Origin of the sequence: Moorena sp. SIO2C4, from assembly GCF_010672485.1 — a bacterium.
Classification (GTDB): domain Bacteria; phylum Cyanobacteriota; class Cyanobacteriia; order Cyanobacteriales; family Coleofasciculaceae; genus Moorena; species Moorena producens.
Genome location: NZ_JAAHGN010000611.1, coordinates 1 through 4,476, shown reverse-complemented (window position 1 = coordinate 4,476; position 4,476 = coordinate 1). Strand labels below are relative to the sequence as shown.

General features: G+C 42.8%; 5 protein-coding genes. 3 read left to right on the top strand and 2 right to left on the bottom strand.

Translation table 11 applies throughout. The features are described from left to right. Window positions 1-138 precede the first annotated feature (138 nt). From F6K20_RS25610 to F6K20_RS25600, 3 genes are all read left to right on the top strand, one after another. Entirely contained in the window at window positions 139-1,128 is a 990-nt protein-coding gene (locus tag F6K20_RS25610; protein WP_287296512.1) for an MvdC family ATP-grasp ribosomal peptide maturase, read from the top strand. A gap of 517 nt (window positions 1,129-1,645) precedes the next feature. Next, window positions 1,646-2,647, top strand: a complete 1,002-nt coding sequence (locus tag F6K20_RS25605; protein ID WP_008184760.1) for an MvdD family ATP-grasp ribosomal peptide maturase — start codon at window positions 1,646-1,648, stop codon at window positions 2,645-2,647. Between the two features lie 190 nt (window positions 2,648-2,837). Then, window positions 2,838-3,146, top strand: a complete 309-nt coding sequence (locus F6K20_RS25600; protein WP_008184757.1) for a hypothetical protein — start codon at window positions 2,838-2,840, stop codon at window positions 3,144-3,146. A gap of 329 nt (window positions 3,147-3,475) precedes the next feature. Here the strand turns inward: F6K20_RS25600 and F6K20_RS25595 are convergent, their stop codons facing one another. Both F6K20_RS25595 and F6K20_RS25590 read right to left on the bottom strand, forming a co-directional pair. Further along, window positions 3,476-4,066 (bottom strand): hypothetical protein, encoded by a 591-nt coding sequence (locus tag F6K20_RS25595; RefSeq protein WP_287296510.1) that lies wholly within the window; start codon window positions 4,064-4,066, stop codon window positions 3,476-3,478. A 258-nt stretch (window positions 4,067-4,324) separates the two neighbouring features. Beyond that, window positions 4,325-4,476 (bottom strand): carbohydrate porin (locus tag F6K20_RS25590; protein ID WP_287296513.1); only part of this gene is annotated, 152 nt, incomplete at its 5' end.

Here is a 4,476-nt window from a genome sequence, read left to right as displayed (position 1 = left end):
TATGTGTGAAAATATTAGCTATGTACATTGGTTTGATAAGATGGTGTTCTCGTGAACCTATCTGGCGTGTTATAGGTGTAGTGTATCTAATTTTAGGTACATAACTCTTGGAATTCAACATTTATGCCATTAACGTATATGAACCGATCTCGTGATATAATTCTATTAATAACCCACAGTGGTGATTACTTCACTATTGATAGAGTAGCGGAATCCCTATCAAAAAGAGGGGCTAAACCCTTTCGCTTCGATACGGATCAATTTCCCAGTAAGGTGCAACTAGCAGCCGGGATCAGTAGCGAGGGGCTTAGTTACCAGTTAGACTATAGTGGACAGTCGATTACAACCGAAGACGTGCAGGGGGTTTGGATGCGCCGACTCTGGCATCCACGAGTCAGTCCAGACTTAGCTCCCCAATTCCAAGACGCTTGCGTTAGGGAATCATTAGCAACCATTAATGGTTTCTTAGATCATCTCAACCATGCTCGTTGGGTAGATAGGTTAGAACGAATCCGAGAGGCAGAAAACAAACCACGTCAACTCAGAATTGCCAATGAAGTTGGTCTGCTCGTTCCCCGCACTCTGGTCACGAATAATCCAGATCGGATGCGGGGTTTTTTTGCTGAGGTTGGAGCAAAGATGGTGGCTAAGTTGCTTACTCCTCTTTCCTATAGTATGGAAGCCTCTTCTTTTTTCCTATATACCAGCGTTGTCAAAGAAGAAGACCTCCAAGAGGCAGAAATGTTGCGCTATAGCCCCATGGTCTTCCAAGAGGAGATTCCTAAACAGCGGGAGTTGCGAATAACATTCGTGGCGGGAAATCTATTTGTAGGGGCTCTCGATGCTTCTCGGTATTCTGCAACAACAATGGATTGGCGGTCTGCTAAACCAGAGGACTGTGCTTGGGAACCTGATCAATTGCCCAGTCAGGTTGCCCATGGCCTGAATGCTTTGATGGCAAGGTTGGGACTAACCTATGGCGCTATTGATATGATTGTCACCCCAGACGGTGAGTATGTCTTCCTAGAAGTTAACCCCACTGGCGAATGGGGCATGCTAGAGCGAGATTTAGGTTACCCCATTTCTGATGCGATCGCAGATGCCTTATTGTCTGAGGTTGCCAATTAAGGCAACAGGCAACAGGCAACAGGCAACAGGCAAAAATAAAGATATTTTTAAGGCAATAATATCTCTCATTATTAATGATTTTTTTAATAAAAAATGTACAGCATAAGTGCAATCAACCCTATAAATTAAAAAATAATATAAACTATGATTTATTTATGTTTTATATAAAATTTTTTTTTAAAAAAATAGGTGTTTATGCAAATATAGCAGTCGCCAGAGCAGTTAGGACATGACAAAAGTCTCAAACCTAAGTAAGCGATGCAGCGCGGTCTTGGGGGTTTCCCCCATGAGCGACTGCATCAAGAAGCGCAAGAGTTTGACTTCTGACTTCTGACTTCTGACTTCTGCTATATTTTGTGATTTTCGGGTATTAATTATTCATAATAATTAACTTTGATAATTTGTTATTTTTACTTTTTGATTGATACTTAACAAGTTTATTCTCCCTACTCCCTACTCCCTACTCCCTACTCCCGATTCCCGATTCCCGATTCCCGATTCCCGATTCCTATTAACAATGACAGTTTTAATTATTACCCATAGCCAAGACAACCAAAGCATTCCCCTAGTGGTAAAAGCCATTGAAGAAAAAGGGGGGAAAGCCTTTCGGTTTGATACTGACCGATTTCCCACGGAAGTCCAGTTAGATGTCTATTACGGTAAGAATAGAGACGGTAAGAATACAGAAAGACTAATCCTGAAGTCTGAGGAAGAAAAGCTAGATTTGCAGGAGGTCTCAGCAGTTTGGTATCGGCGCATTGCCATGGGGGCAAGAATTCCCAGCACCATGGATCCGCAAATGCGGCAAGCCTCTGTACAAGAATCTCGTGTAACTATCCAAGGTATGATTGCCAGTATCGATGGCTTCCACTTGGATCGGGTCCCTGTGGTTGAGCAAGCCAAAAATAAGCAGTTACAGCTAAAAGTAGCACGGGAACTCGGGATAGATACTCCTCTTAACCTCACCACCAATAATCCCGCAGCAGTGGTGGAATTTGCCAAAGAATGTGAGTCAGGTATAATCACCAAGATGCTTTCATCCTTTGCCATCTATGATCAGCAGGGACAGGAGCAGGTAGTGTTTACCAATCCGGTCAAACCGGAGGATTTGGACAACTTGGATGGACTAAGGTTCTGTCCAATGACCTTTCAGGAACATCTGCCTAAGGCACTAGAGTTACGAACGAAAATTGTCGGAAAGCAAGTGTTCACTGCTTCGATAGACTCTCAACAGTTTCCAGGTGCTCGTTATGACTGGCGGCGACGGGGCGTTGATTCCCTAAACGCTTGGCAGCCCTATCAGCTGCCCCAGGATCTGGAAGAAAAGTTGCTGAAGCTAATGGATTACTTTGGGTTGAACTATGGCGCGATTGATATTATTCTAACTCCCGATGGTCGCCATGTATTTCTTGAGGTGAATCCAGTGGGAGAATTCTTCTGGCTTGAGCTTTGCCCTGGCTTACCAATTTCCCAGGCTATTGCTGATGTTTTGCTGAACTTGGTGCCACGCCGTTATTAGTACTAATTTTTTTAGCAGCACTAGAGCTTGTAGGGTGGGCAAAAGCAGTTTGGTTGTTTTGAGTATTTTAGATAATGGAACTTTGCCCACCTTACTTTAATTGGTATTTTTTTTACAGGGAAGTGTGGGGAGATGGGAATTCCCGATTTCCCGATCTCCAGACTATAGCTACTTTTAGTTACAGTTAATAATGAAAAATCAATTATTTTATCTAATTAAAATAACATCTACTATTTTAATTACTTGCGCTTTAGGTCTAGAAATTTGGTATATTTATTTACAGTTAACCCATGGCTCTCTACCAAGTAACCTCTATGCTGCATTGTGCCTAGGAAGTATTGCTCTAATCTCCCATTTTATTGAAGGTGTAATCGCTGCTTTTAAAGCTAACAGTTGTGATAAAAATCCTATAAATTATGGCATTTATACTTTTTTTGTCGGGTTTGTTGGATTGTGGGAATTATTTAATCCAACTTCAGAAAGTTCTAGTTATAAATAAACCGTTGTACTGGGTTATTTCCGGATCTCAAGCAAAAAATGATCGTTCTTAATCCCATATCTTACTAACTAGGGCGCTCTAGCGGACGCGATCGCTAATAGTTCGCTTTTTGCCTACAGGTGTTGCTCGCGCCCCTAAGCTTGATGCGGTTATAGGTAAAGATCGGATGTTGCTGAATCAAGAAATGCCAAATAATTATATATAAGATGGGGTTCTTATAGTAATAATGCTTCCCAAACTCCCGATTCCCGATTCCCGTTCCCCTCCTGGGAGGGGTTAGGGGTGGGTTCCGATTCCCGACTCCCGACTCCCTTCTTATTAATACTCACCTACCGTGCCCGTAATTCTGTTTCTAGTTTGCCTAAATCCTCTTTCAAGAAAACGGTAAGTTGCCCAATGAAAGCCCTACCGCTATCATTTTGAGTTATTTCTATCCAATAGCCGTATTGTTCTCCTAACAAGAGTTGACCCTGTTCAGCTGACCACAACGGTAGGTTTTGTCGCCGTGATAACTCTAAGATTTCTGGAGAAGGATAGGTATATACAAACTGAGCGCTATTGTAATCTCGATAAATCTCTGGACCATAGACAGTCCGCAAGGATTCCTCCAGGCGTTCGATGGTTACCCCATTCACTTGGTCATGGATAGCAATGCGTTCACTGCGAATTGTACTCCGGTCTTTTGGATAAGAGATGGTACCAGGAGGCAAGACCGTGGCTTGAAAGGTAAATCGTTCCCCAGCTGTATCACTTTTGCGAACTACTAAGCCATCTCCAATACCAGGCCGTAGGGTGGGGTGACCGTTAATCCATGCAGCAACTTGATCAGTTCTCTGACCAGGCAGGGCGTTAACCCCATTGCCGGTTAGTGCGAATATAATGCCCAGTGATAGAAATGACCCTATTTTAATAACATTCATAGAGAGCACCTATTACCTGAATCTTGGGTAAATTTTAGCACTTTAATTAATACCCAAGCATAAAAATCCCGACCTCGAAAAGAAGTCGGGGTTGTTACTAAAGCAACATGGCTTTTAGAGCTAGTGGTGCGTTACGGGACAAGCTATCCCAACCCTGACGACCGTGAAAATGATGGCTAGCAGGTCCCTAACGCACCCTACACAATATCTACTGATAACTGACAGCTGATAGCTGATAGCAACACCTAGAATGTTTCCCTAGAATCTAAAGGTGGTACGAATCGCTCCAACCCAAATCGTATCATTGTCATCATCGTGATTAGGATTGAAAATCACGTAGGCTCCTGGAGTAATCATGATGTTGTTGGTGATGGGGAATTTGTACTGTGCTTCAATTAGGTAAGAAGTAT